General features: G+C 44.0%; 26 protein-coding genes. 21 read left to right on the top strand and 5 right to left on the bottom strand.

Annotated features, from left to right (window positions below):
• Positions 1-146 precede the first annotated feature (146 nt).
• From ACE1CD_RS10845 to ACE1CD_RS10830, 4 genes are all read left to right on the top strand, one after another.
• Positions 147-1,154, top strand: coding sequence for a DnaJ C-terminal domain-containing protein (locus tag ACE1CD_RS10845; protein ID WP_374823875.1), 1,008 nt, complete (start codon positions 147-149; stop codon positions 1,152-1,154).
• A 67-nt stretch (positions 1,155-1,221) separates the two neighbouring features.
• On the top strand, positions 1,222-1,410 hold the full coding sequence (locus ACE1CD_RS10840; protein WP_374823872.1) for a hypothetical protein: 189 nt from the start codon (positions 1,222-1,224) through the stop codon (positions 1,408-1,410).
• Positions 1,411-1,477: 67 nt separating this feature from the next.
• Positions 1,478-1,966 (top strand): DUF29 domain-containing protein, encoded by a 489-nt coding sequence (locus tag ACE1CD_RS10835; protein WP_374823869.1) that lies wholly within the window; start codon positions 1,478-1,480, stop codon positions 1,964-1,966.
• A 216-nt stretch (positions 1,967-2,182) separates the two neighbouring features.
• Positions 2,183-2,872 (top strand): hypothetical protein, encoded by a 690-nt coding sequence (locus ACE1CD_RS10830; RefSeq protein WP_374823866.1) that lies wholly within the window; start codon positions 2,183-2,185, stop codon positions 2,870-2,872.
• Here ACE1CD_RS10830 and ACE1CD_RS10825 read toward each other — a convergent pair.
• Positions 2,844-4,235, bottom strand: a complete 1,392-nt coding sequence (locus ACE1CD_RS10825) for an NB-ARC domain-containing protein (protein ID WP_374823863.1) — start codon at positions 4,233-4,235, stop codon at positions 2,844-2,846. The two genes, ACE1CD_RS10830 and ACE1CD_RS10825, sit on opposite strands and share 29 nt — an antisense overlap.
• Positions 4,236-4,423: 188 nt before the next feature.
• Here ACE1CD_RS10825 and ACE1CD_RS10820 point away from each other — a divergent pair, with 188 nt between their 5' ends.
• Positions 4,424-5,059: a hypothetical protein gene (locus ACE1CD_RS10820; RefSeq protein ID WP_374823860.1), complete on the top strand. Its 636-nt coding sequence runs from the start codon at positions 4,424-4,426 to the stop codon at positions 5,057-5,059.
• 260 nt (positions 5,060-5,319) lie between these two features.
• Here the strand turns inward: ACE1CD_RS10820 and ACE1CD_RS10815 are convergent, their stop codons facing one another.
• Both ACE1CD_RS10815 and ACE1CD_RS10810 read right to left on the bottom strand, forming a co-directional pair.
• On the bottom strand, positions 5,320-5,685 hold the full coding sequence (locus ACE1CD_RS10815) for a XisI protein (protein WP_374823857.1): 366 nt from the start codon (positions 5,683-5,685) through the stop codon (positions 5,320-5,322).
• Complete coding sequence (locus ACE1CD_RS10810; protein WP_374823854.1) at positions 5,673-6,092, bottom strand: element excision factor XisH family protein; 420 nt, start codon at positions 6,090-6,092, stop codon at positions 5,673-5,675. Before ACE1CD_RS10810 ends, ACE1CD_RS10815 begins: the two co-directional genes overlap by 13 nt.
• A gap of 105 nt (positions 6,093-6,197) precedes the next feature.
• Here ACE1CD_RS10810 and ACE1CD_RS10805 point away from each other — a divergent pair, with 105 nt between their 5' ends.
• The 14 genes from ACE1CD_RS10805 (at position 6,198) to ACE1CD_RS10740 (ending at position 21,261) form a co-directional block, all read left to right on the top strand.
• Positions 6,198-6,398 (top strand): hypothetical protein, encoded by a 201-nt coding sequence (locus tag ACE1CD_RS10805; RefSeq protein ID WP_374823851.1) that lies wholly within the window; start codon positions 6,198-6,200, stop codon positions 6,396-6,398.
• A 157-nt stretch (positions 6,399-6,555) separates the two neighbouring features.
• Positions 6,556-6,879: a hypothetical protein gene (locus ACE1CD_RS10800; RefSeq protein WP_374823848.1), complete on the top strand. Its 324-nt coding sequence runs from the start codon at positions 6,556-6,558 to the stop codon at positions 6,877-6,879.
• 143 nt (positions 6,880-7,022) lie between these two features.
• Positions 7,023-7,499, top strand: a complete 477-nt coding sequence (sufU, locus tag ACE1CD_RS10795; RefSeq protein ID WP_374823845.1) for a Fe-S cluster assembly sulfur transfer protein SufU — start codon at positions 7,023-7,025, stop codon at positions 7,497-7,499.
• A gap of 12 nt (positions 7,500-7,511) precedes the next feature.
• Positions 7,512-8,042 carry a Ycf51 family protein gene (locus ACE1CD_RS10790; protein ID WP_374823842.1) on the top strand — a complete coding sequence of 177 codons (531 nt, stop codon included), beginning with the start codon at positions 7,512-7,514 and terminating at the stop codon, positions 8,040-8,042.
• A 110-nt stretch (positions 8,043-8,152) separates the two neighbouring features.
• Complete coding sequence (locus ACE1CD_RS10785; protein ID WP_374823840.1) at positions 8,153-9,106, top strand: branched-chain amino acid transaminase; 954 nt, start codon at positions 8,153-8,155, stop codon at positions 9,104-9,106.
• Between the two features lie 66 nt (positions 9,107-9,172).
• Positions 9,173-10,291 carry an iron-containing alcohol dehydrogenase family protein gene (locus ACE1CD_RS10780; protein ID WP_374823837.1) on the top strand — a complete coding sequence of 373 codons (1,119 nt, stop codon included), beginning with the start codon at positions 9,173-9,175 and terminating at the stop codon, positions 10,289-10,291.
• An 85-nt stretch (positions 10,292-10,376) separates the two neighbouring features.
• Positions 10,377-11,558, top strand: a complete 1,182-nt coding sequence (locus tag ACE1CD_RS10775; RefSeq protein ID WP_374823835.1) for an aspartate aminotransferase — start codon at positions 10,377-10,379, stop codon at positions 11,556-11,558.
• A 26-nt stretch (positions 11,559-11,584) separates the two neighbouring features.
• Positions 11,585-12,889: a serpin family protein gene (locus tag ACE1CD_RS10770; protein ID WP_374823832.1), complete on the top strand. Its 1,305-nt coding sequence runs from the start codon at positions 11,585-11,587 to the stop codon at positions 12,887-12,889.
• A gap of 270 nt (positions 12,890-13,159) precedes the next feature.
• Complete coding sequence (locus ACE1CD_RS10765) at positions 13,160-13,462, top strand: ferredoxin (RefSeq protein WP_374823829.1); 303 nt, start codon at positions 13,160-13,162, stop codon at positions 13,460-13,462.
• Positions 13,463-13,782: 320 nt separating this feature from the next.
• Positions 13,783-17,730: a PAS domain S-box protein gene (locus tag ACE1CD_RS10760; RefSeq protein WP_374823826.1), complete on the top strand. Its 3,948-nt coding sequence runs from the start codon at positions 13,783-13,785 to the stop codon at positions 17,728-17,730.
• Between the two features lie 153 nt (positions 17,731-17,883).
• On the top strand, positions 17,884-18,894 hold the full coding sequence (locus ACE1CD_RS10755; RefSeq protein WP_374823823.1) for a 1-acyl-sn-glycerol-3-phosphate acyltransferase: 1,011 nt from the start codon (positions 17,884-17,886) through the stop codon (positions 18,892-18,894).
• A 68-nt stretch (positions 18,895-18,962) separates the two neighbouring features.
• On the top strand, positions 18,963-20,162 hold the full coding sequence (locus ACE1CD_RS10750) for a WD40 repeat domain-containing protein (RefSeq protein WP_374823820.1): 1,200 nt from the start codon (positions 18,963-18,965) through the stop codon (positions 20,160-20,162).
• Positions 20,163-20,312: 150 nt separating this feature from the next.
• Positions 20,313-20,612 carry a hypothetical protein gene (locus ACE1CD_RS10745; protein ID WP_374823818.1) on the top strand — a complete coding sequence of 100 codons (300 nt, stop codon included), beginning with the start codon at positions 20,313-20,315 and terminating at the stop codon, positions 20,610-20,612.
• 10 nt (positions 20,613-20,622) lie between these two features.
• Positions 20,623-21,261 carry a Shedu immune nuclease family protein gene (locus tag ACE1CD_RS10740; RefSeq protein WP_374823815.1) on the top strand — a complete coding sequence of 213 codons (639 nt, stop codon included), beginning with the start codon at positions 20,623-20,625 and terminating at the stop codon, positions 21,259-21,261.
• Between the two features lie 59 nt (positions 21,262-21,320).
• On the opposite strand, the gene ACE1CD_RS10735 is transcribed toward ACE1CD_RS10740, so the two are convergent.
• Positions 21,321-22,481, bottom strand: a complete 1,161-nt coding sequence (locus ACE1CD_RS10735) for an alpha/beta hydrolase (protein ID WP_374799439.1) — start codon at positions 22,479-22,481, stop codon at positions 21,321-21,323.
• Between the two features lie 342 nt (positions 22,482-22,823).
• Between ACE1CD_RS10735 and ACE1CD_RS10730 the strand changes: the two genes are divergently transcribed.
• Positions 22,824-24,098, top strand: coding sequence for a serpin family protein (locus ACE1CD_RS10730; RefSeq protein WP_374799437.1), 1,275 nt, complete (start codon positions 22,824-22,826; stop codon positions 24,096-24,098).
• A gap of 210 nt (positions 24,099-24,308) precedes the next feature.
• Here the strand turns inward: ACE1CD_RS10730 and rppA are convergent, their stop codons facing one another.
• Positions 24,309-24,992 (bottom strand): two-component system response regulator RppA, encoded by a 684-nt coding sequence (gene rppA, locus ACE1CD_RS10725; RefSeq protein WP_374799435.1) that lies wholly within the window; start codon positions 24,990-24,992, stop codon positions 24,309-24,311.
• A gap of 165 nt (positions 24,993-25,157) precedes the next feature.
• On the opposite strand from rppA, the gene hisG reads away from it, so the two are divergent.
• Positions 25,158-25,802: an ATP phosphoribosyltransferase gene (gene hisG, locus ACE1CD_RS10720; RefSeq protein ID WP_374799692.1), complete on the top strand. Its 645-nt coding sequence runs from the start codon at positions 25,158-25,160 to the stop codon at positions 25,800-25,802.
• Positions 25,803-25,891: the final 89 nt, after the last annotated feature.

The following is a 25,891-nucleotide window of genomic DNA, read 5'->3' as shown; positions in this document are numbered from 1 at the left end:
GGTCAAAATGTCATCGGTCATGGAGAAATTTCAAATTTTAAATGGCAGATTGCAAATTTATTTGCATCTGAAATTTAAAATTTGAAATCTCAAATTCTCATAACAGAAGACTGTTGACGAATGGCTATTGACAAATAACGAATATTATGCAAAATTTTCGGGATTACTACGAAATTCTGGGCGTTGCCAGAGATGCTTCGGTAGAGGAAATAAAGAAAGTATATCGGCGCTTAGCCAGACAGTATCACCCGGATTTGAATCCGGGAAACAAAGAAGCTGAAGAGAAATTTAAAGACATTAGTGAGGCTTACGAAGTTCTCTCCGATGTGAGTAAGCGATCGGAGTACGATCAATACAGCCGCTTCTGGAACAAGCGAGGCTTCCAGGGTAGAAACTTCGGCCAATATAAAAGTTGGTTCAACCGCAATAATAGTAATAGCGATCGCGCTACTGCGACGGAAGAAAAAGATTACAGTAACGATACTGACTTCAATAAATTTATTGATGACTTGTTGGGACGTCGCCGAGAAAAGCGCGTGGTCACAACTGTACAGGAAGAACCTCCGAAACAAACTCCTTTAGAAGATATTTTCCGTCCCAAAACTACAAAGACTACATATACAATTCCCGCTCGTCCTAATCGCAAGGATATCGAAGCGCGACTGACATTGCCATTAGAAAAAGCTTACACCGGAGGCTTGGAAAGAATTCGTTTGGAAGATGGGCGATCGCTGGAAATAAATATGCCACCAGCAATGGTAACAGATCAGCGCATCCGCCTCAAAGGTCAAGGCGTTGATGGTGGCGACCTTTACCTGATCATTACCGTCGCTCCTCATCCCTACTTTACATTAGAAGGTATCGATATTGTTTGCCAATTGCCCATTACTCCCAGCGAAGCAGTCTTGGGAGAACAAGTGCAAGTACCGACTTTGGACGGTCGAGTGAAAATTACTATTCCACCGGGAGTTAAGTCGGGACAAAGATTGCGCCTTGCCAATAAAGGTTATCCCGGAGATGATGGAGAAAGAGGCGATCAGTTAGTCGAAATTCAAATTGTCGTTCCCAAAAATCCCAGTTTGCGAGAACGGGAACTGTACGAAAAATTGCGCGGCATCGAAACATTTAATCCTCGTGCCGATTTACCAGTGTAAAGATAAAAGTATGTGTAGGGGCTATCGCATACCGCAACGGGCGACTGCTACTCCTTCGGAGAACGCTATGCGCTTACACGCAGGCTACGCCAACGCGAACGCTTCAGCGGGTGACAATTTATCACCTATAACCCAAGATTTTATATCCGTAGGCGATAGCCTTGCCGAAGGCTATGCTTCGCTTTTCCCTTACGCAACCGATGCAAGCGGACACGATATTATACCCAAAACTTTGTGTAAAAACCCGGTTTCTTGACCCTATATAGTGATAGATTATGGAATCTGTTAGACTTATGTATAGAAGAAAAAGGAAGTAAAATAAAATGACAAATATTCAATCAATAACAACTGCAATCACATCCCTTTACGAACAAGATTTTTATATGTGGTTACAAACAAATATAAACTTTTTAAAAGAGGGAAGGTTTGCAGAAATAGATTTAGAAAACTTACTAGAGGAACTGGAAAGTATGGGGAGAAGCGAGAAAAATGCCCTAACCAGTAATCTGAGGGTACTTCTCATGCACTTACTTAAGTATAAATATCAGCCGGAAAAACGAACAAATAGTTGGCTTTACACCATTCGAGAACATCGTAAACGCCTGCGAGAAACCTTCAAAGCCAGTCCGAGCTTATATCGTTTTTTTGAAGATATTTTTAATGAATCTTATCAAGATGCTAGGGAACTAGCCGCAGATGAAACAGGTTTATCTATTAAGATATTTCCCCCTGAGCCTCCCTTTACTGTAGAAGAAGTTCTTAATGCTGATTTTTTACCTCCTGAGAACGATCGTCCCGAAAATATTGAATAATTGAAAGAGAGATCGTTGTATGCGAGCGCTTTTTTTGATGTTTTAGGACTTACGCACTGCGGTTTTAGCCTACCAGGGAATAAATTCCCTGGCGGACTAAAACGTCTCGCTCGATCGTCCTGACTTTGATGCTAAAATCCAAGTAACTATTCTGCGGAAAATGCAACCGACAGATAACAACGGTGAGGCGGTAGTATAACAAAAAGAGATAAAACAATGGGGTTGACAATTAATTACCAATTTAAGCTAGACTCTGCCAGTCCGGATGAAGCCAGAGAAAAAATTATCGCCTTGCGGAAAGTGGCTCTTGAATTACCTTTTATTGAAGTAGGAGAATTGGTAGAAATCCAGGGGGAAGAGTGTAAATTTGATAAAGAAAACGTTGACGACCCAAATATTTTTTTAAAGATTCGAGGTCTCAAACCTATTGAAATTGCGATAGATACTTTTTCTGCGATCGAACCCACCTACTTGATTGCCTTCGACACCATAGTCGGCAAAGGTTGCGAAACGGCTGCCTTTGGTTTAGCTATTCATTCAACTCCTGATGAAGTAAATGATTGGATATGGACGGGTTTTTGCAAAACTCAGTACGCCAGCAATCCTGATTACGGCGGTATAGAAAACTTTATCGAGTGTCATTTAACGATAGTTAAAATGCTGGAAGCATCTGAGCATTTGGGTATAGTTTCGCAAGTGATGGATGAGGGGGATTACTGGGAAACTAGAAACCTTGATGTGCTAGTTTCAAAAGTAAAACAAATGAATATGTTAGTGGCAGCAGTTACGGGAAAACTTAGCGATTATTTCAGAGAAAAAGAGCAGAAAAAAAGCTATTCCCCTATTTTTGAATATCCTAATTTTGAGTATTTGGAGGCTAAAGGCGATCGGGATATAACCCTTTGATATACTCCCGCAGTACAGGTGACAGGGTGTAAAAACTTCCTTGCTGTTCTATCAAACACCGCCGCGATAAAGATTGCAGCGCGTTCAGTAAATCGGTCGATCGCATTCTGCCATTTTCTAGTAATTTTGCCAGATTGACTGGTTCGCTTTCTTTCGCCAACAAGGAGAGAATTTGTTTTTCCAATTCGGATAGGCGATCGAACTGCTCCTCTAAAACATCTTGCAAATCTTCTGGTAATAATATGGTATCATCTAATAATAACTTTGTCACGCATCCCCCCAACTCTTTAATCAAAGTCGCCACGCTTTTTATCCATAACGGATTGCCTTCGTAACGATGAATCAGTTCTTCCCCATTGTCGATTTCTGCTAACCCGTAATCTCTCAGTATTTCCCGTGCGGCTGCGATATCTAAACCAGTGAGTTGTAAGGTACGAACGCACATATTTTGGTTTTCAATTTGCGTCACTTGTTTCGGTTGTTCCCAACCTATTAACAAAAAGCAACTTTGATGGTATAATTTTTCTATCTGTTTGAACAACGAGCGATATTCTTCGTATCCCCGTTTAAACTTTCCTGCCAATTCAACTTTACTGAAAAGGTTGTGAACGTCATCTAAGACTATTAAACAGCGATATTTTTGTAAATATTTAATTAGCGGTAAAGGTTTTTGGTTAGTTGCAGGGGAATCTAGCTTTTCCGACTGCAAGAAAAACTCGATGAGTTTGTGTTGAAATTCATCTAGGGTAGGGGATGATTCTAGACTGCACCAAATGACATACTCAAACTCATCTTTTATTTGTTGTACGAGTTGGACTGCTAATGTGGTTTTGCCAATTCCGCTGATACCTGTAAGCGCGATTAGACGACAGCGTTGTTGTAAAATCCAGGTGGTAAGAGTGGCGAGTTCGGGAGTGCGATCGTAAAAAGCACCCAAATCCGGCATTTCGCTTAAATTTTGATGCGATATGTTAGTTTGTTTTGTGTTAGATGTTTCTTGATTAGGTGGATGTAAGTTTGGTATATCTGGGGGGTGTCTACTTTCTCCACAAATGTTGAAACTACCAATTTTGTTGTGATGCTGTTCTAAATGTGAAATTACGGAGATTTGCAACCTCTCCATTGTCGAGCGAAAATTCGATTTACTAACTTTTTCCCCCAACTCTTGTGAAAGAATCTGCCATAATTCCATTCCTACTTCTCTAACACGATCCTCAGAACGATGAACCCCATTAGCAATTTCTTTATAGTCCTCATCATCCCACGTCCCCCGCAGAATCATCTCTTGCAAATCACTAAGATGCTTACCCGTTCTAGCAAATACTAGCTCGTCTGCCAGTTTTATCACTTCCTTAAGATTCATACAGTTGGGTAGATGTCGAAGTTGGTGGTATTATACCCAACATTTCCCCACATTTCCCAATTTTTCCCCACATTTCCCAATATTCGAGCGGGTCATCAGGTGGAAAAGTCCCGATACTGACCAGATTTTTTCCAATTTAAAAAAGAAAAAGTGATTGCTAGCCTGGATCAAGAGCAAATTTACTATCAATGATTACTAGAAAGATTAAGTTCAAGCAACTTTCAGGTATTTTTGCGACCGGGTTGACTTTAGTAACAACCATGTTTACTGTTTGTGCCAACAGCTTACCCAATGCTCAAGCACAAAGTACGATCGATGTAACACGCGCAGCAGGCACATTTCGTGTTGAGCCAAACCGTCAAATCTTCTTCTATCCTGCAAACGGGGGCAATCCTGTACGAGTTTATGATGGTACACAACGGGCTTTGGCTATAGTTTCATACAACGGCGCAATCTACACAGCATTTGAAAATGGTGGAATTTATCGCAGTCGAGATGGTCAAAACCTTGGTGGCGGAGGAAGCACTACAAGGCTCTACTTAGGACAAAAGGTGGTAGCAATGCTAGCGTGCAGGGGAGGACTTTACACAGCATTTGACGGTGCGGGAATTTACTACAGTCCAGATGGTCAAAATCCTGGTGGTGGTGGCAGCACTAGAAAAGTGTATGGCGGGACTCAGCTTGTCACAAAAATGTTGTGCGATCGAGGTTCCGGCATCAATGGCACAGACAGTGTGATTACAACTTTTAGCGGAGGAAGAGTATACAAAAGTTCAGACGGCAATAATTTAGGGGGAGGTGGCAATACAATACCACTCAACTGATATTCAAGACAGTGCGATCGCGTAAGCGATGCGTAGCATTATCGCTAACATTGTAGATTAGGTTGACGTATGTTAACCAACATTTTTTTATACTCACAATCTTATTCATTTCTATCATTGAAATGTGATGATTGGACGGAGAGCGATCGCCTACAGCACTCTGCGCGATAATGCTCCGCATCGCTATCGCGATCGCACTACCAAAAAAAGAGCGATCGCCTTACGAAAAAAATAAATATCTTTATCTCTCCAAAAGTAATTTAACTAACTTTCAAAGATTTTTGCTGCTTATGAGGCAATCCATAGGCTGTAAATTCTCTTAGTTCGGGTGGTTGAAGTCCCAATACAATTGATTCTGGAGAGACTCCCGCAGCTATTAATTCCTGAGCGATAAGGCGATCGGTATTATTTGCCTGAATCCACACTCGCTCGTCAATAATGTCAATGTGCATAATGCAATAGTGAATGCGTCGCCCCTGCGACCACCCTATAGACAATAGCATATATCGATCGTTTTCTAAATCAAAAATTGTTTCATTTTCTATCCCACTATCAAAGGTTGAAAAACTGGCATATTCACTCATTAATTGCTTGACAAGCTGGCGGTAATTTTCTAAGGCAGCCATTTGACAATCTCCTCTAATTTTGGATTAAAAATTATAAGTTTTAAACGTTTATTATCCAAAAGTATTTCAGCAAACTTATCTCCTTCAAACAACTCTTCAAAAATAACTGTGGGCAAGGCAAGATATAACTCTCTTTCTGGTTCAGTTCGTTGTAAAATATCGTTATATAGAATATATTGGCCCAATGCCTGCTCTAAGTCTACAATTCTAGATTCACTTAAAAAACTTTTAATCTCAACAGCTATTTTCCGTTCTTGTTTTTCAGCCGCAATTAACTGTTTAGCACCCAGATCCACAAACAAATTGCGCTTAGCCCAACTTAACGGGAATGGATCGTGGGTTATTTTCCAGTTAGCTTTAATTAGTGCCTGTTTAACATTGTAATGATAGAAGTCTTTAGCTGGCACTTTTACTCCTTTTAAATCCCCTATTCTTTAGGATAGCAGAAATTTCAGCGATCGCGCTCTTGTGGCAAGCTATAATTTGCTCAGAGTTAAGACGATACAACCCCAATGCTAACACTTGAGCAAATCGAGTCTGCTATTCTTCAGCTACCCCCAGATGAGTATAGAAAACTCATCGAGTGGTTTGCCAATTTAGATTATCAACGCTGGGATGAGCAATTAGAGAAAGACATTGCCAATGGAAAACTAGAAGAACTAGCAAAAGAGGCGATCGCTGAATTTGAGGCGGGGAACTGTCGAAGCATTTGATGAATTACACAATTCGTCGATTTTGGGAAGGATAATGTAATGATTGTAAAGATAGCGATCGCACCTCTACCCAACAAAAGCGCCATCTCGCTCTAACCAAACATATTTTTATACTCACAATCTTATCTATTTCTATCATGGCAATGGAACCCCTTTGATGACTCCGATCGAGACTCGTTATACTCGAAGTACCAATCTTCCAAAAGATGCCGCGATGACCATCAAAGAACTACTCCTCCAAGAAATCGATAGCACCCCTGACGAACTGCTCACAGATCTTCTGGGCTTGGTGCGATCGCTCAAATCCTCTTCACAGCCCCAACTCAATATCTACGAACAACTACTAGAGCGAATCCACTACCTCGAAGCCATCATCGGTATTCGCAAAGGACTCGAAAGCTTCGATCGAGGTGAAGGCATCCCAGCAGATCGAGCTATGGCGGCGCTACAGCAGCAGTTCAACATTCCTCCCCGTCTATGAGCTATAAAGAGCGATCGCCCTTCTGTATAAATTAACTTGAAACAAAGAAAAGTTCGATCGAACATTGCTGCATCAGGGACAATTGGTAAGCAGAAACTTGCTCTAATATTAAGAAAGATAAATAACATTTTACCCGTCCCATCATGACTCTGGGCAATCTGCGCGACCTGTATCAGCAGGTCATTCTGGAACACTACAAGAAGCCAAAGCACAAAGGCAAAACCAATCCGGTGCATCGGTATCAGAAGGGACATAACCCTTCCTGCGGCGATACGATCGAGCTAACCTTGCAGCTCGACGAAGCCGGGGATACCATACTAGATGCCAAATTTGAAGGCGAAGGCTGTGCGATCTCAATGGCATCTGCGGATTTGATGGCAGAAGCTTTGCGGGGTAAAACCGTAAAAGAAGCGCTAGAGATGGTGGAACGCTTCCAAAACATGATGAAGGGAAGCGCAGAGTTTCCCAAAGAACAGCGAAAATTAAACGTCATGCAAGGCGTCGCCCAGTTCCCCGTGCGGATTAAATGTGCTAACCTAACCTGGCACGCCCTCAAAGCTGCCCTGGAGTCGGTCAACGATAAGCAGGCAGATGGGTTTGTCACCAACGAAAAAGAATAAGCTTGCGTCGCTATGATTACTACAGCTCAGTTTATCCAAGCCGCCGGGTGGGCAGGTATCGCCACTCTAGCTTTTGCTGCCTTGGCAATAATCGCATTTATCTTTAAATGGGGTATCCGCTTTCGCTTGGTGGGTGTGACCGGTTTTACGGGAGTTCTCACAGGTGGTTTATTTGCCTTGGGATTGGGACTTTTCACCCACACGACCGTTCCGGGTGCGGTTCGCTATTCCCTCATCTACGATAATGGGGCGACACTAGCGGGGATCGCACTACCCCCTCAAATTACCGAATCCGAATTGGAAGCTACCCTGCGTCAAGCTGGTGCCGATTTGTTTTCCTACGGTCGCTTGGGTAGCGGAGATGGTAAGCTGACTATCCGCGCTCGCACTATTATCCATCCCGAAGCGGGAGTTTCGCAACCGCTATACCTGGGCGAAGTGACGCGATCGCTTGCCAATCAGGATCAACAGCTGAGAGTGGAAATCTATCGAGACAACTTAGCCCGATTGCCAAAATCAACCACTGGGCAGGAAAATAGTTAAATAGTCATCCGTCAAAAGGTCATCGGTCATCGGTCAAAAGGAAAGTTTGATGATAAAGTCGATCGACTTGTCTAACTGACAACTAACAAATGACTAATGACTAATGACTGGTGACAAGTAAATTCAAGTCATGGGGAAATTTTGAAATGTACAGTTTTCTGCCAATAGCTTTCTTTAAAAACGAATTTGTACCATTTGAAGAAGCTAGAATATCGATCGCCACCCATGCCTTGCACTACGGAACAGGTGCATTTGGAGGACTGCGCGGTATCCCCGATCCGCAAAACTCCAAACAAATTTTGCTGTTCAGATTAGACCGCCACTGCCAAAGGTTAAGTCAAAGCGCTAAGTTTTTACACTACGATTTGCCAGCTAAAAAAATAGAAGAAACTATAGTTACATTCGTCAAAAAAAATCAACCCAATAAATCTTTTTACATCAGACCGTTTGTTTACACATCAGATTTAGGAATAGCCCCCAGACTTCACAATATAGAAAAAGACTTCTTTGTTTATGGATTAGAACTGGGAGATTACCTTTCTGCCGATGGAGTAAACTGCCGAATCAGCTCTTGGTATCGACAAGAAGACCGCAGTTTTCCATTAAGAGGTAAGATTAGCGCCGCCTACATCACATCTTCTTTGGCTAAAACCGAAGCAGTAGAATCCGGTTTTGACGAAGCGATTTTAATGAACTCCCAAGGGAAAGTCTGCGAAGCTTCTGGGATGAACATATTCTTGGTGAGAAACGGGCAATTGATTACGCCAGGATTTGACCAAGATATCTTAGAAGGAATCACCAGAGATAGCATCGTCAAAATCGCCAAAGACTTGGGGATTGAAACGATCGAAAGATCCGTAGATAAATCCGAGTTGTTTATCGCTGACGAAGTTTTCCTCAGCGGGACAGCGGCGAAGATAACGCCAGTGAACAGAATTGAAAATTACCAATTGCCCGAAACCAGGCCATTAACTGAAAAACTGAAAGAAAAACTCACTGCAATTACAGAAAACCGAGACCCAAATTACCAAAACTGGGTATACGCGATTTCCTTGGAAGGATAAGCATTCCGGAACGATCTAAGGTAATAATGTTAACTAGATCACACGATTTTGCTGTATCCCCAATCCTTGTCCTACGTGTCTACTCCAACTGCTACTGCGTTGACTCCTATTGTTGTTGCCCCAGCCCAAGTAATACGTGGCAACCTGGTGCTTTGCGGCGAAGCAATTGCACGCTTGGGTCGTCGTCCTTTGGTTGTCGGCGGCGAAACTACCATAGCGGCGCTTCAGGGTGAATTGCCAAAAATTCTGGAACAGCAACAGCTTTCTGCGGCTAGTGCGTCCTACAGTCCAGATTGTACCGAAGCGAGTCTGGCATTCCTGCGAAGCAAAGTACATGAACATCAAGCTGATGTAATTATCGGTGTTGGTGGTGGAAAGGCTTTAGACACCGCCAAATTACTGGCCCATCAGTGCCAGTTGCCGATCTCTACCGTACCGACCTCAGCTGCCACTTGCGCCGCTTGGACAGCACTTGCCAATGTCTACTCATCAGAGGGAGCATTTCTATACGATGTGCCGCTCGATCGCTGTCCGGATTTGTTGATTTTAGATTACACTCTCATCCAAACAGCTCCCCAGCGAACCCTGGTGGCAGGAATTGGAGACGCCTTGGCTAAGTGGTACGAAGCATCCGTCAGCAGCGCCAGTTCCCAAGCGACCTTCATTATTGCCGCCGTACAACAAGCCAGAGTTTTGCGAGATATCTTATTCCAAAAATCAGCAGCCGCCCTCAAAGAACCTGGGGGCGAGGAATGGCGATCGGTGGTAGACGCCACAGTTATGCTGGCTGGCGTCATCGGCGGACTGGGAGGGGCCCAATGTCGCACAGTCGCCGCCCACGCCGTTCACAACGGTTTGACGCACATATCTGCAAGTCACGGTTCCCTGCATGGCGAAAAAGTAGCTTATGGCATTTTGGTACAGCTGCGCTTGGAAGAAATGGTACAGGGAAATCAGCTCGCAGCCACAGCACGACAGCAACTGCTGAAGTTTTACGATGAGATTGGATTGCCGCAAAGCTTAGAGGATTTGGGTTTGGGAAACATCGCGCTTTCCGATCTGCGGCGATCGGCTGAGATTGCTTGCGCCGCTAATTCCGATATTCATCGGCTACCCTTTAAAGTTGCACCAGACCACCTGATGGCAGCTATGGTTTCCACAACTACTTCGGCAATTAAAAATTAAAAATTAGTCATCGGTCTTGGTCGTTAATTTTGACTTTTGACTTTTGACTTTTGACAGATCGCGACTGACAACTGACAATCGACAAATGACATTATCTTGGATTAGTCCCGCCCAGCGGCTGCAAGCGCTGCCGCCTTACGTATTTGCCCGCTTGGATGAATTGAAAGCCCGCGCCCGCGAACAGGGTCTGGATTTGATCGATTTGGGGATGGGGAATCCGGATGGGGCGACGCCCCAGCCGGTGGTAGAAGCGGCGATCGCCGCCTTGCAAAATCCCGCCAATCACGGATATCCGCCTTTTGAAGGTACTGCTAGCTTTCGCCGCACGATCGTCAGTTGGTACAAACGGCGCTATGATGTTGAGTTAGCTCCCGATAGCGAAGTTTTGCCTTTGTTGGGTTCCAAAGAAGGTCTCACCCACTTGGCGATCGCTTACATCAATCCAGGGGATTTGGTATTGGTGCCTTCTCCAGCTTACCCAGCCCATTTTCGCGGCCCGGTAATTGCTGGCGGTAAGGTTCACAGTATAATTTTGAAACCGGAAAATGACTGGCTAATTGATGTCACCACCATTCCCGATGATGTCGCCAGACAAGCAAAAATTCTCTACTTCAACTATCCCAGCAATCCCACCGCCGCGACTGCGCCTCGCGAACTGTTTGAAGAAATTGTCGAATTTGCCCGCAAGTACGAAATTTTGCTGGTGCATGACCTTTGTTATGCGGAATTAGCCTTTGATGGTTATCAGCCTACCAGTTTGTTAGAAATTCCAGGTGGGAAGGAAATCGGTGTCGAGTTTCACACCATGTCCAAAACCTACAATATGGCCGGTTGGCGGGTGGGTTTTGTCGTGGGTAACGGCCATATTATTCAAGGCTTAAGAACCTTAAAAACCAATCTGGACTACGGTATCTTTGCTGCCTTACAATCAGCAGCAGAAACCGCACTGCAACTGCCAGATGAATATTTACAGGAGGTGCAACAACGGTATCGTCGCCGCCGGGATTTTCTGATCGAAGGTTTGGCTGCGTTGGGTTGGAATATCCCGAAAACGAAGGCTACGATGTATTTGTGGGTGCCATGTCCTCCGGGAGTTACCTCAACAGATTTTGCTCTTTCTGTATTGCAGCAGACTGGCGTTGTCGTTACACCTGGAAATGCTTTTGGTATTGCGGGTGAGGGCTATGTGCGGATAAGTTTGATTGCAGAGTGCGATCGCCTTGCAGAAGCCTTGCACCGATTCAAACAGGCAAATATTCACTATTAGTCAGCGGCGCTAGTCGCCAGTTCAGAGTGAAAATCCGATATGGGATAATTTTGGCAGCATCTCTATGCCTAGTCCTACTGGGCGAAACTGGGATGTTGCGTGCAAAGGGGACTGGGTACTGGGGCAGAGGGGCAGAGGAACTTTTTAACTCCACACTTTCCCAGTCTCCCATCGTAACTCCCCATGTCCCAAATGAGGTGAATCCCAAGCTGATTGCGGCTTACACCAAGTTTAGCTTCAAGTTATTCTCCCAAATCCAAAAGAAACAGCCTGACGAAAATATTTTTATCTCTCCTGCCAGCATTGCGATCGCTCTAGCGATTACCTACAATGGGGCAAGCGGCAAAACCCAGGAAGCGATCGCGCAAACCTTAGAATTACAAGGGATCGCTATCCAGGAACTAAATCAAGCAAATGCCGCACTGAAAGATACTTTGACGAATGCAGATTCCCAAGTTGAGTTATCAATTGCTAATTCCTTCTGGGGTAAAGATAACCAACCTTTTAAGCCTGAATTTATTCAAAAAATCCAGAAATTTTACGGTGTAGAACTGAAAAATGCTGACTTTACCGATGCTAGGACTATCTCTAGTATAAACGGTTGGGTAAAGCAAAGTACCAACGGAAACATAGATAAAATAGTCGATGGTATCGAACCGGATACTGTTTTTATGCTGTTCAATGCTATTTACTTTTTTGGCAATTGGACTTATCCATTTCCTAAGCAAGCAACTCAAGAACGATTATTCACTTTATTGGACGGAACTCAAAAGGCTCACCCGCTCATGTTCCGGCAACTTTACCAAGCTAAGTATTACGAAAATGAAACGTTTCAGGCAGTTAGTTTACCCTATGGTGAAAAACGTTTAAGTCTGTACGTCTTCTTACCAAGAAAAGGAATTAATCTGAGAAAATTTTATGAAACTCTCAATGCTGAAACTTGGGAAGTATGGATAAATAATATTAACGCTGAGCAAAATTATGAAGAACAAATACCACTTTTAATTGGACTGCCGCGATGGCAATTAGAGTACGAAATTGATTTAGAAGATGTGTTGAAAAACATGGGTATGGAAATTGCTTTTCGGAAAGATGCTGACTTTTCAGCGATGACAAACCCACCTTTATGGATTAGCTTTATTAAACACAAAACTTTTGTAGAAGTCAACGAAGAAGGTACTAAAGCATCAGCAGTCACGACAGTAGGAAGTACCAGAGGAGGGGCGGTAACAATGATTGTCGATCGCCCCTTTTTCTGTGCCATTAGAGACGAGCGAACGGGAACAATCCTGTTCATGGGTTCCATTGTAGATCCCATGTCCGCTAATTGAAAATTTTCAATAGTAAATAGAATCCAAAAAATTTAGGGTTTGCAAAATTTAATTAAGAATATTTACTTACTTGGCTCGCATTGAAATCGCATATTGTCAGGGGCGTCAGTTATTTAAGGGTTTCTTAGAATTTTAAGCTGTCTGGAGAATACAGCGATCGTTAGCACTTGCAATGCTAAATAGCGTAACCGTATCTCTACTAGCATAAAAGTAGCGATCTAGTTCACAATAAAAAAGGTGTGCGTTACTACTGGCGGATATTGGGAGTTTATGGCAGAACCTCGTTGCGTATTGATTTGTCAGAACCGTTCTTGCCTGAATAACAGCTCGGCAGAGGTGCTAACAGCTTTTCAGGCGGCAGAAGTTTCGGGAGTGAGGGTGGAAAGTAGCGGTTGTATGGGGCAGTGTAGCTCTGGCCCTACCGTGCGGATAGTCCCTGACGAGACGTGGTATTGCCGGGTAAAAACCAGCGATGTACCTGAAATTGTGGAACGACATTTGATCGGCGGGAAACTTGTGGAAGCTAAGCTGAACCCGCGAATTCATCTACGTATGGAAATGTTTTCTTCTTAACAAGAAGATCTGGCAACTCCGGAACTTAGTTGCGGATTGCTCGATCTCTATTGGCACTGCACTTTCCATAGAAGCATCTTCGATCGGATTCGCCGTCAGCTAATTTTTCTCAAGAGCGCTAAAGTGAAATTTGTTTTTTTGGATGAGGTATGGAAAAAAACATAAAGTAAAACTAAGTATGAGGTAGCTGTGCTGAGCCAACACAAAGTTAAATAGACCTGTGCAAAGCGGAGCGATCGCAACCGCACAGCTTTTAAGCTGGAATTAGGCTAGATCGGAACGATGGCAGTCCAAATATCAGAAGCTGAGTGTATCAAATCATGTCGCCACTTACATCAACCATAAAGCCGCTTTTTCCCAAAGGCTGCACTCAGAGACCTCGATTGTGGCGTTACAGCATCGCTGTATTCGCGGCGGCGATCTCCCTATCGATCGCACTATGGCTAAAACCAGCACTACAGCATACCAATACACCCCTGTTTTTTGCTGCTGTCGCGTTTGGCTACGGTAATTTTGGGTATGGTTTAACAGCCACCGTCTTGTCTGCGTTTTCGATCGATTTCTTGTTTAAGAAACTGGGGGATTCCCTGCAATTTAACTTTGGTAGCGATATCTTGTGGCTGAGCGTATTCGCTGTCGTGGCGCTGTCGATCGGATCGCTAACTTCTGCCCGTCAAAGGGCTCGAGACAAGCTCCGAAGCAGCGAGGATAGTTTCCGTATGCTGGTAGAGGGAGTCAAAGACTACGCAATTTATATGCTTGACCAGAACGGATGCGTAGTCAGTTGGAACGAAGGGGCAGAAAGCATCAAGGGTTATCAGGCAAAAGAAATTATCGGTGAACATTTTTCCCGCTTTTACACTCCCGAAGATATCGCACAGGATAAACCCAAACAGATACTGCAATTAGCAGCAACAGAAGGTCGCTATGAAGAAGAAGGTTGGCGCGTGCGAAAGGACGGTTCCCGCTTCTGGGCAGATATCGTCATTACTGCTTTACGAGACGAAGTTGGCGATTTGAGAGGCTTCTCAAAAGTAACCCGCTTCGTTGGCGATCGCAAACCTTCAGACGAAAGCTCGCTCAAAGAACTTTCAGATATCAAATTTGCGTTAGATCGAGCTGCCATAGTAGCCAGAACCGACAAAAAAGGCATAATTAACTACGTAAACGATAAATTTTGCGAAATATCCAAATATTCCAGAGAAGAACTGCTCGGACAAGACCATCGCATTCTCAATTCCGGTTATCATTCCAAAGAATTCTTTGTTAACCTTTGGGCAACAATTGGTAGCGGCAAAGTTTGGAAAGGAGAAATTAAGAATAAAGCCAAAGACGGAACGTATTACTGGGTTGATACAGTAATAGTTCCTTTTCTCGATCGCACGGGTAAACCATTTCAATATTTAGCAATCAGATCCGATATCACCGATCGCAAACAGGTAGAAGAAGAGTTGAGAGTGCGGAATCGGGAACAACAAGCGATCGCCCAAATCGGTCAACGGGCGCTAGCTGGAAGCAACCTCGACACTTTAATGGAGGAAGCCGTTAACGTCATTGCCCAAACTCTAGAAGTTGAATATTGCAAAGTGTTAGAACTGCTTCCAGAAGGTGACGCTTTACTGCTGCGGGCAGGTGTAGGTTGGCAACCCGGACTTGTAGGCAATGCGACAGTAGAAACAGAGAAAGATTCTCAGGCGGATTATACTTTGCTTTCCCAAGAGCCGATCGTGGTTCGAGATCTCCGCACCGAAACGCGATTTAGTGGCCCATCACTGCTGCACAACCACGGTGCAGTCAGCGGTATGAGCGTCACGATCGCCGGAAAAAATGGACATTGGGGCGTTCTGGGGGTACACAGCAAGCGCAGCCGCACATTTACACAAGATGATATTTACTTTTTGCAAGCTGCTGCCAACATCCTGGCAGAAGCAATCCAACGCAAGCTTGCGGAAGCCGAACGCACGCAGCTATTAGAGCGGGAGCAAACCGCACGCACCCAAGCGGAGGCAAATGAATACCGCTATCGCTTTCTGGCTGAATCGATACCCCAGATGGTATGGACAGCAGAACCGAATGGGAAGGTAGATTACTACAGCCAGCGCTGGTGCGATTACACCGGTATGACACTGGAGGAAATTCAAACACAGGGATGGCGAGCGATCGTACATCCTGACGATTTGCAGCAGTGTATGGATACCTGGAGCAACGCTCTGCAAACCAGCTCTACTTACCAAATTCAAGCCCGTATGAAGGGAAAGGACGGAAAATATCGCTGGTTTTTGGGTCAAGCTTTGCCAATGCGCGACAAAGAAGGTGAAATTGTCAAGTGGTTCGGCACTAATACAGACATCGACGATCGAGTGCGAGCAGAGCAAGAACGAACAAGGCTGCTAGCCCGGGAACAAGCAGCACGCGCTTTAGCCGAAGCTGCCGCCGAGAGGGTTCAACGTTTGCAAGCAGTTACGGATGCCGCGATCGCACCTTTATCCCTGGAAGATCTGCTGGATGGGCTGCTGGGGCGGATCGGAGAAATTCTTCAGGCGGATACGGCGGCTATTTTGCTGACGGATACTCAAAGCAACACTCTTGTGGTGAGAGCAGCCAAGGGACTTGATGAGGAAGCTCGCAACCAAGTTCGCATTCCCATCGGTGAAGGATTCGCCGGACACATTGCCGCACTGCGTCAGCCGTTATTTGTCGAGCGCGATGCTTATCGGCAAGTTTACAGCCCCTTGCTGCGGGAAAAACACATTCAGTCGCTCATCGGTGTGCCGCTGATAATTGACGATCGAGTTTTGGGAGTTGTCCACGTCGGTACTATTGAAAGCCGCCATTTCACTCAAGACGATATTTATCTGCTACAACTGGTAGCCGAGCGCTTTGCTGTGGCAATCGATCGCGCTAATCTGTACGAGGCAGAACAAAAAGCACGGGCATCGGCGGAAGCGGCAAACCGACTCAAGGATGAATTTCTGGCCATAGTTTCCCACGAACTTCGCACGCCATTGAACTCAATTTTGGGCTGGTCGCAAATGCTACGCAGCCGCAAGTTGAGCGAAGAAATTGTCAATAAGGCGCTGGAAACAATAGAGCGCAATGCCAAACAACAGGTAACGCTGATTAACGATATTTTGGATGTTTCCCGCATTATTCGCGGCAAGATTCGTCTGAGTATGCAGCCGGTCAAGCTGGAAGCAATTATTGAGGAGGCGATCGAAACTATCAAGCCAGCAGCTCAAGCAAAAGCTATTCAACTGGAGTCGAGTCTCGATCCTCTGCTGGGCAAAGTTATAGGCGATGTCGATCGTTTGCAGCAAGTTATCGGCAATTTGCTTTCCAATGCTGTTAAGTTTACCCCAGAAGGAGGACAAGTCAAGGTGACGCTGGCTGAATTGCCGATTTCCGAAAAAGTTGACTCGTTTGGAGTCACTTCTGGAGCAAATTTAAATATTGCCGCCCCAGAAGCAGACTCAGAAAGTAATATTTTTCAACCAACCCAAAAGCGGATTTTAGGATTGCAAGTTGAAACGGAAAAAGTTCAACCTGAAATTTTCCATCTCAAATCTGCAATCTCCTATGTTCAAATTACGGTAAGCGATACCGGCAAAGGTATCGGTGCTGATTTTCTGCCTCATGTGTTTGACGGTTTTCGCCAAGAAGATGGCACAATTACAAGAGTTCAGGGCGGACTCGGATTGGGACTGACAATTGTGCGCCGCTTGGTGGAATTGCACGGCGGCAGCGTTCAGGCGTTGAGCGAAGGGGAAGGTATGGGCGCAACATTTACTGTGAAGTTGCCAGTGCTTGCACAAAGTAAGGGATCGGGGGATCTCTCCAGCGGGGGAGAACAAAATTATTCGGCTGTACCTCTGAGTCCCTCAGCTGTTCAGCCTCTTAATGGTTTGCAGGTTCTTGTTGTTGATGATGATGTAGATAGCTGTGATTTGATTGCTACGGTACTTAAACAATACGGTGCCCAAGTGAGGACGGCGAGTTCGGTAAGGGAAGCAATGGAAGCGATCGAACATATCAAACCGGATGTGTTGCTAAGCGACATCGGAATGCCACAAGAAGACGGCTACGACTTGATCCGCAAAGTGCGACAGCTTCAGTCACAGCGAGGCGAACAAATTCGTGCGATCGCTCTCACAGCTTTTGCTAGAGAGGAGGATCGTTGGAAGGCAATTGAGGCAGGTTTCCAAATGCACGTATCTAAGCCAGTCGAACCAGCTAAATTAGCTACAGCGGTCGCGAAGCTGGTGCGCTGAAGTCAAAAGTCAAAAGTCAAAAGTCAAAAGTCAAAAGCCAAAAGTCAAAAGGAAGATAGAGAGAGGTGAAGATGGAAAAAGGAAAAATATTAATTTTGTCACTTCCCAGTTGGAAAAATCGGCATACTACAAACTAAAGAAAGATAATTTGATATGAGAGAAGAAGGTTTTACTTTTAGTTGGTTCGATTGGTTTTGTCTGTGGTATCCACCAGGTTGGCTAATTTTGTTCAATCGTCATTGGCAGCATTATCATGCCGATCCCGATGGTTGGAATTGGTTGGAATATATTTTATTTTTAATTCCCGGTGGATTTTATTTGGCGTTGCTAATTCGCTGGTTACGTCTTGGCTGTCGTTTACCGCGTCGAGAAAGTCCGACCTTCGATCCAAATTATCAAAAAGCTTTTCGCGATGAAATTCTCGCACCTATAGTCAAATATTACTTTCGTGGCGAGTTGCAACAAATCGAAAATTTACCCGAAACTGGGCCTGCGATCGTCGCGATGAACCATGCCGGAATGTGTTTCCCGTGGGATTTTTTGGTATTAGCTTATCTGTTAGGAGATACACGCGACTGGATTGTACAACCTCTTGCCGGTGTTTCTTTGTTTGAACATCTTTGGATGATTTGGTGGCTACCGCCGGGATGGTCTCAAGTTTTGGGCGGTGTGCGTGCAGAATACGATGAATTTGAAGCGGCGGTTGCCCATAAAACAATTTTACTTTATGCGCCGGAAGGTTTGCGCGGCCCTTGCAAAGGTTGGCCGTTACGTTTTCAGATTCAGACATTTCATCCCAGTTTTATTAGTTTGAGCGATCGCTATCAAATTCCCATTCTTCCAGTTGTGTGTTGGGGTAATGAATATTTACATCCTTTTGCTTTTAATTTTAAAAATATCGGCAAAATATTTGGCTTGCCTTTCTTGCCGATTTCTTTTTTGATAATTGTGTTTATTCTCTTCCCATCAATGGGAGTTTGGGCAATGAGAAGTCGATTGCAATATTATATTCAACCTCTCTATAGAAATACCGATAATCAAAATACAATTCCACCACAAATGGCATCAAACAACATCCGTTTAAATACGTATAAGCAGGCACAACTATTGCGAGAAAAGCTACAAAGTAAACTCAACTGTTTGCTGAATAGAAATGAATTATAGATATGGCGAAAAAAAATACGCGATCGCACTTATAATTAAAAAGCTGTTCGCTCGCGTACAATATTACAATGACAGAAAGTATTACTCAGCCTACAGGCTGGGATGCCGTCCTTGGCGGTCAAAATGCCGCTCCGACAAACGGTGTCGTTTTGGGAGGGATAGAAGGTGTCAAAAAACGCTTTGCAAGTGTTGTTATAGAACAGCGAATAGCGGCACTAAAAGAAGCGATAAAGTATGGAAAACCTGGGTTAGAAATAGTTAATAAAGCTTTGTACGATGAGTCGGATTTGGTACAGCGATCGGCTTATCTGATGCTGCGAGGAAGAACAACAGCAGAAGTGCGTAAAGCTTTACAAAGATTCAATTTTTATCGATTTTTTGAATGTCTGCGTACCCTAAAAGGCGGAACGCAAGTAGCGATTAGCTCTGATGGAGAAACAGCGGCTATTTTAAAAAGCAATAAGAGTATCAAAGTCTGGAACTTGCCAACAGAAGAATTACTTTACACTGTTCCTAATTTGCCAAAAGGTAAGCAAATTTATTATATCGGTTTAGACAAGCAAACATTGGTGAGGAGCGTGCAAGGTACAAGTAATTTTGTTGAGGTTTGGCAAGAGGGAGAATTGCAGCACACGCTTTACGGACATGAAGATGCGATCGGTGCGATCGCTATTAGTCCAGATGGCGAAAATATGGCTACTGGCAGTCAAGATAAAACTATCAAAATTTGGGATTTACAAACTGGTAAACTAATTTATAATATTAGTAATTCTCTCGTTTGGGGAACGCACACAGCAACAGTTTTTTACCTTTCCTATAGCCCAGATGGACAAACTCTCATCAGCGGCGGTGCAGATGGCACTGTTAAATTATGGAATTTGCGAAATAGAGATAAACCGCGCACTTTCAAAATCCCTTTAATGGGTGGTTTATCCATTGCCACCAGTCCAAACGGCGAAATTATCGCCGCTGCATCTTGGGATAAGAAAATTAGACTTTTGCATCTGGAAACAGGGGAAATAATCCGTATTTTAGAACTACATTCAGGCTGGGCAAATTGCCTAAACTTTAGCCCAGACGGTCAAACTTTGGTGAGTAGCGGTGCTGATGACAAGAGGATCGAATTTTGGGATATAAAAACCGCAGAAAATCTCCACACTTTGACAGGAAAGGATAAGTATGTGACTCGCCTCGCGTTTAGTGCGGATGGACAAACTTTGTATAGTGCTGCACAGGATAAAACGATCGAAGTGTGGGGAATCAAGTAGAATTTGAGTAAAATACATTAAAATAGTACCTAAAGTCGGGTGTGTCAGAGACAGAAAACCTCATGCGATCGATCTGTAATCAAAGTCTGACGCACCCGACAGTACATAGCGTTTTTTTCTGGCAACTTACTAACTGGAGTTTGTATTTTTATGACAGTTAACCAAAGTAGAATCAAAATTGATAGCAGCGTGCTTCCTGGACTCGATGTGCTGTCGGAGGAAGAAAGAGCAAACGTTTTGAAGTCGATCGATTCTCTGGAAAATTTTTCGATCGATCGACCGCTGGCGTCAAATATCAAAAAGCTGAACGAAGAGGAACAGCTTTATCTACTTCAGGTAGATGCTAGCCTCAGAATCATTTTTGATGTAACATCTGAGGATAGAATAGAAATTTTAGAACTGTTTAGGCGGAAAACGATAGAATATATGTTTAGAAAAAAAGCTCAGTAGTGAGGAGTCCGTGAAAAATTTTTCAAGAGTTGAGTTTGATGTCAGTGTTTGTCGTTCCCAACTTAGTGAAATGCAACAACTACTCCAAAGCCGTCGAGGTTTATCAGAACGCGACGACATAATACCGTTTTTCAGAGAACGTCAGCATTTATCTGCGTTTTTGGCTTCGTATCACCCAGATATTAGTAGATATGATAGAGTTGCGTTTGAATATGACATATTTGGGGATTTTGCTTGTGATTTAGCGATTGGAGATTCGGTAAACAGATCTTATTGTTTCGTAGAATTTGAAGAAGCAGCAACTAACAGCATTTTTATAACAAAACCAGGAAGAAGCACTCCAGAATGGTCGTCCAGATTTGAACGTGGATTGAGCCAAATTATAGATTGGTTTTGGAAACTAAATGATTTAGAGAGAACCGATGATTTCGAGAACAGGTTTAATGGCAGAACAATTGACTACATAGGATTACTCGTTGTCGGTAGAGATGAGAATCTAGAGCTTAGAGAAAGAAAAAGATTAGAGTGGCGTCGCCAGAATACAATAGTTAATTCTAAGCATAGTTACTTTGTAACTTATGATAAATTATATAATGATTTGTCATACCGTCTGGCTCGGTATCAATTCAGCGAAAGAATAGACCCATGAAAAGGCTATTGCAAAGGGCGATCGCCCACTTACAGATATAGAGCGATCGCACACAAAAACTAAACTGGCGGTACTTGCGGTAAATCCGCATTTTGCTCGACATTTGCCATATTGGCAGAATCGACTTCACCAGCAGTTAAGAAACGGAAAGTTTCCTGATAGAGACTTTGCCAAAAACGATTGCTCATTTGCCGACTGATCTCAGTCGGATCTACCATTGGGTGAGGCACCATATCGCTAGCAGGATAAACATATAAGCGATGTTTTTTGCGTTCGCCTCCGATATCTTTAAAAAATTGTTGGTTAGTCTCAATATCAGCCGCATCCTCATTTTCAGTGAGAACCAAAAAAGTGGGAACAGACTGTAAAGTTTGCGCCTTGCTGAGTACAAAACTGCCAAAGCAATCGACAGCAGTTAAACAACCTACAGGAAACTGCAACGCAGGGTCCCAGCCTGATTCGCTGATATCCAGTGGCCCAGCTAACATCACGTACTGGCGCTCTTGTACACCATAAATCTTGAGCAGAGGTGCGTAGGCGACAACTCCTTTAATGCGATCGGGTCGATCCGCAGCTAAGCCAAGGGCCACAGACCCACCCACCGACAATCCGATCGTATAGATTGGCCCAGGCATTGCTTCCAATTCCGCCAGACGATCGCGAGCATTTTGGAGATAATTCATATGGGAAGAAATGAAATAGCGATCGAAATCCGGGTCTTCATTCAACTCGATCGCCTTCACAATATTTAATAGCCGAGGTTCTAATTTCACCAACCTCGCCACCAAAGCCTTTTTTTCTAACTCGCCAAGGCGACCGTAATTGCTCGGATCTGCCATCATATTGGCAAAGAAGTTGAGCAAAACTGGGTCTTGTTGCACCTTTTCCCGTAGGGGGTTGGCAATTTCTGGCTTGAGATCCACTTGCGGCCAGTATTTATCCGGTATCCTAAAAGCATGACCCGCCAAAGTTGCCTGATAAACATTAAACCCATTGCGGAACAAGTAATCTGTCAAGCGCCACATCTGGTGAGGTTTGCTACTGAAGCCGTGGAACATCAGCACCGTACCCCGAATTGCTTCTCCCTCTGCGTGGAACTGGTGGTAAGGATAAGCACCAGAGCGATGTTCTGGATTAGCGTCAATGCTTTGAATATAAGCGTCAATCTTTTGTTTGGTTTGCGTAATTTGCTGAGCGCTGGGGGTAAAAGTTGTATCCATGAGCTTAATTTTAAGCAACTGTAGTGTTAGTTTTGAGCTTGACTCATCAGTAACCTCTTTCAGGATAAAACTAAGATGCTCAGGATGTCTGGTGAATTTAGCTGCAAATCTCAGTCACCCGATGCAAGGATTTTGGATTGGCTGGGCCTTGAAAGGGCGGTGCTTGAAATTTGGAAAAAATTAGATATGCCTGCGTCTTTGCAAACCACGAAGCGAAGTGTATTTGGATACCGTCAATGAGATGAGAGCGATCGCTTTTCCGTTATCGGGGAACTTTTCTGACTCGAAATTCGCCTGATTATTTGTCAAGTATTCACTGAAATAACTTATCAAAGCACGATCGTGAAAAGTAAATTTATCTTTCAAAAGGGTGTAGTTTGTGCAATCTCTATTAGTTTAGCAGTATCCGGCTTACTGGGATTACTTTTTATAAAAGAACATCAGCCTGTCATGGCTGATGTTACTAATACCAGTTTTACTAAACAAGCTAGAAGTATGAATAACAAGCTAGTTACGGCTAACACAAACTTTGGCTTCAAACTGTTTGGGCAAATTTTCCGCCAGAATAGCAGAGAAAATATTTTTGTCTCTCCTACCAGTGTGGCGATCGCGCTCTCCATGACCTACAATGGCGCTAGCGGTACAACCCAGCAAGCAATGGCGCAAACTCTCCAATTGCAAGGAATGAGTTTGAATGAAATTAACCAATCTCAATTAGCATTGATTAACATTTTGCAAAATCCCGACACCAAAGTGCAACTCAGCATTGCTAATTCTCTTTGGGCTAAAAAAGATGTGACTTTCAAGCCTGACTTCCTGCAAAAAAGCAAGGAATTTTACAAAGCACAAGTCACCAATTTAGACTTTGCCAATCCCAATTCTCCATCAATTATCAATGGTTGGGTTAACCAAAACACAAATGGAAAAATTCCGAAAATAATCGATCGCATTAATCCAGACGACATTTTATTTTTAATCAACGCCATCTACTTCAAGGGAAGTTGGACAAAAGAATTTCCCAAAAATGCTACCCAACAGCGCCCCTTTACCTTGCTCAACGGTACGCGCAAACAGCACCCGCTCATGTCTCAAACGGGTAGATTTGGCTACTACGAAAATCAATCGTTTCAAGCCATTAGTTTGCCTTACGGAACGAGACGTTTGAGTATGTATGTGTTTCTGCCAAAACAAAACGTCAACCAGCAATCTTTCTACAACAACTTAACTGCTGAAAATTGGGAACAATGGATGAATCAGTTTGTTTCCAGACAAGGTACAATTGTTTTGCCCAGGTTTAAGTTAGAGTATGAAGTCACTTTAAATCAAGCGCTGCAAGCTTTGGGTATGGGGATAGCTTTTCAAGACAGAGCTAATTTTTCTGCGATGACTGCTGTACCTGCAAAAATTAATCAAGTCAAGCATAAAACTTTTGTAGAAGTGAACGAAGAAGGAACTGAAGCCGCAGCAGTTACTTCTGTGGGAGTCACGGCAACATCTGTGCAAATACCGCAACAAGAACCGTTTAGAATGGTTGTCGATCGCCCGTTTTTCTGCGCCATCCGCGATAATCAAACAGGCACTATTTTGTTTATGGGGTCGATTGTGGAACCAAAATGAGTCAAAAGTCAAAAGTCAAAAGTTAAAAGTCAAAAGTCAAAAAAAAGAATGCGCTGAGGGAACTGCTTGACAACTGACAACTGACAACTGACAACTGACAACTGACAACTAACAACTGACAACTAACTGAAAAGAAGGAGCCTCTACAATATTCAATGCCCAGCCAATCCAAAATCCAAAATCCAAAATCCAAAATCCAAAATCGGGTGGCTAAGTTTCGCCAAATCGATAACCTTTTCCGTAGACGGTGTGAATTAACTGAGATTCGCCAGTAGCTTCAATTTTACGACGCAGGAGGCGAATTAAAGCTGCTAACACATTGCTGCTGGGTTGTTCGTCTTCACTCCAGAGATGTTGATGTATTTGGGTGTGGGTTAATAATTGACCGGGGTGGCGCATAAAATATGCGAGTAATTGACTTTCTTTTTCCGATAAATCGATCGTGCGTCCGTGACGATAAGCGACTTGGTTATCGCCATCAAGTTCCAAATCGCCTACTCGCAGACGTTGGATTGTTGAGGCTGATTCTAGGGTAGCCGATCGCCGCAGCAAAGCGCGAACCCGTGCGAGCAATTCTCGCAATTCAAAAGGTTTGACCAGATAGTCATCAGCACCAGCGTCCAATCCCTGCACGCGATCGTCTAAAGTGTCTTTGGCAGTAAGAAATAATACTGGTGTGGCAATACCTTGCGATCGCAATTGCTGACAAATTTCCAGTCCGCTCATTTGCGGTAACATCCAATCGAGAATCAGCAAATCGTAATTGCCAATAGCCGCTAACTGACTTCCAGAAACACCATCATAAGCTATATCGACGCTGTAACCTTCGCGGGTTAACACAGCTTTCAGGGGGTCGGCGAGCTCAACTTCATCATCAACCAAAAGAATTCGCATAAGCAGGGCATTGGAGATTGGGCATTGGGCTACAGTAAGCGTCAGAACTCAAATTATACTGGGCTTAGCAAGTGCAACAATAGGAAGGGAAAGGGAAGAGGAGGAATTTTGACTTTTGACTTTCCCTCTCTCCCCCCCGCTCCCCCGTTCTTTCCCCTAGACCCTATGCTTACCGTTGCATTACCTAAAGGCGCACTTCTCAGCGACAGCATCCGTCTGTTACAAGCAGTTGGACTGGATTTTAGTGCTTTTCTCGATCCCAAAATGCGTCAACTCCAGATTCACAACCCCACCGGGACGGCGAAAGCTTTGCTCGTCAGGGCGCAGGATGTGCCAGTTTATGTGGAATACGGACAAGCGCAACTGGGAATCGTCGGTTACGATGTGCTGCGAGAAAAACAACCGCAAGTAGCGCACTTAGCTGATTTGGAATTCGGTCGCTGTCGGATGTCGGTGGCGGTAAAATCTTCCAGTCCTTATCAGTCTGCATTGGAATTGCCTCCTCACGGTCGAGTTGCTTCCAAGTTCGTCCGTTGTGCCCGCGAATACTTTGACAATCTGGATTTACCCGTAGAGATCGTGCCTCTGTACGGTTCGGTGGAACTGGGGCCAATTACAGGAATGTCGGAAGCGATCGTGGACTTAGTATCGACTGGGCGCACCCTCAAAGAAAATGGCTTAGTGGAGATAGAAGTTCTGTTTGAAAGTACGGCGCGACTGATTGCCCATCCCCTCAGTTACCGGCTCAACACCGATAACCTTTACCATTGGGTAGAAGGACTAAGAGAAAAAACTCTATCTTTGGTTTGATTTTTACCAGAATTCTTGCCAACCTCGTGGAAGAAATAAAAGTATGGAGGTGAGTTTCCCATCTACAAACTTTACACGGGCAACCTAAA

Origin of the sequence: Aerosakkonema sp. BLCC-F183, from assembly GCF_041929145.1 — a bacterium.
Taxonomy (GTDB): domain Bacteria; phylum Cyanobacteriota; class Cyanobacteriia; order Cyanobacteriales; family Aerosakkonemataceae; genus Aerosakkonema.
The sequence above is the reverse complement of the archived record's forward strand: the minus strand, read 5'-3'. Positions and strand labels throughout refer to the sequence as shown.

Coding starts and splice junctions, on each gene's coding strand:
- ACE1CD_RS10845 (WP_374823875.1), top strand. CDS start 147: ATGCAAAATTTTCGGGATTACTACGAAATTCTGGGCGTTGCCAGAGAT.
- ACE1CD_RS10825 (WP_374823863.1), bottom strand. CDS start 4,235: ATGAATCTTAAGGAAGTGATAAAACTGGCAGACGAGCTAGTATTTGCT.
- ACE1CD_RS10735 (WP_374799439.1), bottom strand. CDS start 22,481: ATGGATACAACTTTTACCCCCAGCGCTCAGCAAATTACGCAAACCAAA.
- ACE1CD_RS10805 (WP_374823851.1), top strand. CDS start 6,198: ATGCTAACACTTGAGCAAATCGAGTCTGCTATTCTTCAGCTACCCCCA.
- ACE1CD_RS10830 (WP_374823866.1), top strand. CDS start 2,183: ATGGGGTTGACAATTAATTACCAATTTAAGCTAGACTCTGCCAGTCCG.
- ACE1CD_RS10775 (WP_374823835.1), top strand. CDS start 10,377: ATGACATTATCTTGGATTAGTCCCGCCCAGCGGCTGCAAGCGCTGCCG.
- rppA (WP_374799435.1), bottom strand. CDS start 24,992: ATGCGAATTCTTTTGGTTGATGATGAAGTTGAGCTCGCCGACCCCCTG.
- ACE1CD_RS10745 (WP_374823818.1), top strand. CDS start 20,313: ATGACAGTTAACCAAAGTAGAATCAAAATTGATAGCAGCGTGCTTCCT.
- ACE1CD_RS10800 (WP_374823848.1), top strand. CDS start 6,556: ATGACTCCGATCGAGACTCGTTATACTCGAAGTACCAATCTTCCAAAA.
- ACE1CD_RS10840 (WP_374823872.1), top strand. CDS start 1,222: ATGCGCTTACACGCAGGCTACGCCAACGCGAACGCTTCAGCGGGTGAC.
- ACE1CD_RS10820 (WP_374823860.1), top strand. CDS start 4,424: ATGATTACTAGAAAGATTAAGTTCAAGCAACTTTCAGGTATTTTTGCG.
- ACE1CD_RS10790 (WP_374823842.1), top strand. CDS start 7,512: ATGATTACTACAGCTCAGTTTATCCAAGCCGCCGGGTGGGCAGGTATC.
- ACE1CD_RS10815 (WP_374823857.1), bottom strand. CDS start 5,685: ATGGCTGCCTTAGAAAATTACCGCCAGCTTGTCAAGCAATTAATGAGT.
- ACE1CD_RS10755 (WP_374823823.1), top strand. CDS start 17,884: ATGAGAGAAGAAGGTTTTACTTTTAGTTGGTTCGATTGGTTTTGTCTG.
- sufU (WP_374823845.1), top strand. CDS start 7,023: ATGACTCTGGGCAATCTGCGCGACCTGTATCAGCAGGTCATTCTGGAA.
- ACE1CD_RS10835 (WP_374823869.1), top strand. CDS start 1,478: ATGACAAATATTCAATCAATAACAACTGCAATCACATCCCTTTACGAA.
- hisG (WP_374799692.1), top strand. CDS start 25,158: ATGCTTACCGTTGCATTACCTAAAGGCGCACTTCTCAGCGACAGCATC.
- ACE1CD_RS10765 (WP_374823829.1), top strand. CDS start 13,160: ATGGCAGAACCTCGTTGCGTATTGATTTGTCAGAACCGTTCTTGCCTG.
- ACE1CD_RS10760 (WP_374823826.1), top strand. CDS start 13,783: ATGTCGCCACTTACATCAACCATAAAGCCGCTTTTTCCCAAAGGCTGC.
- ACE1CD_RS10750 (WP_374823820.1), top strand. CDS start 18,963: ATGACAGAAAGTATTACTCAGCCTACAGGCTGGGATGCCGTCCTTGGC.